Genomic DNA, 2,333 nt, shown 5'->3' on the forward strand with positions numbered 1-2,333 from the left:
CTCGTCGAATTGATTGTTTTTTGATCATTTGGCGAGTTTAAAAGTTGCGCTAGGTGGTATGCCGGGGAAATACATGGCTACTTCAGACCATCCCTAGACACCTGACCGAACGGATGAAAAAGAGACTGTCCGGTCACGTAAAAAAGGCCTCGAAAAAGTAGTTGACGACCTATTGGTTCCGCGCTATTTATTTAAAAAAATATTTCAATATTTATTTTGAAATGATTTTTGAAATGCCTAAGAGCGAATAAAATAATGAAAAAAACGCCTTTTATCGCATGGTTTATTTCAAGTGGCCTTCAGTGCCGCCTGAACCTGTTTCCTGTCTCTTTTGCTTCGCTCTCCCTCCCTGCCGCGCAGTGCAGCCGGAGGTTGTCATGAATCAGACCCTGGCCGCCCCGCACGTCTGGACCGACGGCAAGCGCCACCTGTGGTGGCTCGGCATCATGCCTTTGGCAACCCCGCTGCTGTCTGGCGCCCTGGCCATCACCACCGGTGTACAACAACTGTGGTGGGTCGGTGTGCTGGTGATTTTCGGCCTGATCCCGTTGATCGACGGCCTGCTCGGCGAAGACGTCAGCAACCCGCCAGAATCCGCTGTCAGCGGTCTTGAATCGCAGCAGTACTACCGCTGGATCGTTTACACCGGGGTGTCGTTGGTTATTTCATCCCTGGTGATGACCGGCTGGCTGGCGGTCAGCGGCATCGACTGGATGATCAACGGTGGGCTGCTGCAACTCACGGCGTCCATGGACCCATCGAGCTGGCTGGCACACACCGCCAGCTTCCTGACGGCCCGGGTGCAACTGCATGGCGAGGTGAGTGGGTTCACCTACCTGGGCATGGCCATGTCCACCGGCGCCGCCACCGGCATCGCGATCAATACTGCCCATGAACTGGGGCACAAGCCGCGCCTGCTGGAGATCGTGCTGGCCAAGATCACCCTGGCGCCGACCTTCTACGGGCACTTCTACACCGAACACAACCGTGGCCATCACGTGCGCGTCGCCACCCCGGAAGATCCGGCCAGCTCGCGGTTGGGGGAGAGTTTCTGGGCCTTCCTGCCGCGCTCGGTGTGGTTCAGTGCGCGCTCGGCCTGGAACCTGGAACGCGAACGCCTGCGCAAGCTTGGCCTGCCGGCGTGGCACTGGAAGAACGGCGTACTCAGCGCCTGGATGTACAGCGTGGTGTTGTGGGGCGCGATGATCGCCTGGCTGGGCATGGCGGTGGTTCCGTTCCTGTTGATCCAGGGCATCTACGGCTTCTCGCTGCTGGAGGTGGTGAACTATGTCGAGCATTACGGGCTTAAACGCCAGAAGTTGCCCAATGGCCGTTATGAACGTTGCTCACCGCGCCACTCCTGGAACAGTAACCGTATTGTCACCAATATCTTTTTGTTCCAGTTGCAGCGCCACTCCGATCATCACGCCAACCCGACCCGTAGTTATCAGTCGTTGCGCCACTTTGATGAATCGCCGCAACTGCCGTATGGCTACGCGAGCATGATTGTCTGGGCCTATGTTCCTTACTTGTGGCGCCGACGCATGGATCATCGGGTACTGCGGCATTATTCGGGGGATGTCACCCTGGCCAATATCCAGCCATCCAAACGTTTGAAGATACTGGAGAAGTACGGCAAGACCAGCACCTTCTAATGTGAATCAACTGCTGTAAGGCGCACTCGGGGTCTGTGTATCGCGCAGGTTTTCATCGCCCACGGTTTGCTGGTTTCGAGTGCTTTAAGTTGCAAGAAAGTTGTTTGACCCTAACAAAAATAAAATCAAGGGAAGGGCGTACACCATGCACACACCTGCCAAGTTCACAACGCATATCGTGCTCGCTGTACTGGGTCTTATTGCCTATCACCAGGCCCAGGCCGCACGTATCGAACCCGCCGGCAGCGCCTTCACTGCCCAGGGCCCCATCAGTTTTTCCAAGGGCGCGCTGATCAGCGCCGACTGCACCATCAAGGTGGCGGGCAAGGTCGCGGCGGATGGTTCGCACGTCAATGTCGACAAGGTCGAGTTCGACGGCGGCCTCAAGTGCAGCCGCGTCGAAGCCACTAACTTGCCGTGGATCCTGGTGGCCAAGGATGCCAAGAGCGGCTCCATGTCGAAGATCAGCGTCGATGTGCACGCCTTTGGCCTGGGCGGCAAGTGCGGCCCCTCCACCGCCGAGGGCACCTGGGATAACGCCACCGGCAAGTTGGAAGCGCCTGAATTCAACACATAAGTGCAACGCTCACCCCTGTATGCACTTCGTACGGCGTCTTCCAGCCCAAGCGCTTGCGCGGGCGTAGATTGATCCTCGCTACTGTCCGATTGACGGCTTCG

At 57.2% G+C, this 2,333-nt stretch carries 1 protein-coding gene and 2 pseudogenes; 2 read left to right on the forward strand and 1 reads right to left on the reverse strand.

Going from position 1 to position 2,333, the window contains the following annotated elements; translation table 11 throughout:
* Nucleotides 1–377: 377 nt before the first annotated feature.
* Nucleotides 378–1,655: an alkane 1-monooxygenase gene (locus AO268_RS03730; protein WP_099167934.1), complete on the forward strand. Its 1,278-nt coding sequence runs from the start codon at nucleotides 378–380 to the stop codon at nucleotides 1,653–1,655.
* 145 nt (nucleotides 1,656–1,800) lie between these two features.
* A pseudogene (praA, locus tag AO268_RS03735) lies at nucleotides 1,801–2,220 on the forward strand (alkane oxidation protein activator PraA); the annotation flags it as partial.
* A gap of 1 nt (nucleotide 2,221) precedes the next feature.
* Here praA and AO268_RS03740 read toward each other — a convergent pair.
* Nucleotides 2,222–2,333: pseudogene (locus AO268_RS03740) on the reverse strand (IS30 family transposase); the annotation flags it as partial.

The organism is Pseudomonas sp. ICMP 8385 (assembly GCF_002699915.1).
GTDB classification, from domain to species: domain Bacteria; phylum Pseudomonadota; class Gammaproteobacteria; order Pseudomonadales; family Pseudomonadaceae; genus Aquipseudomonas; species Aquipseudomonas gessardii.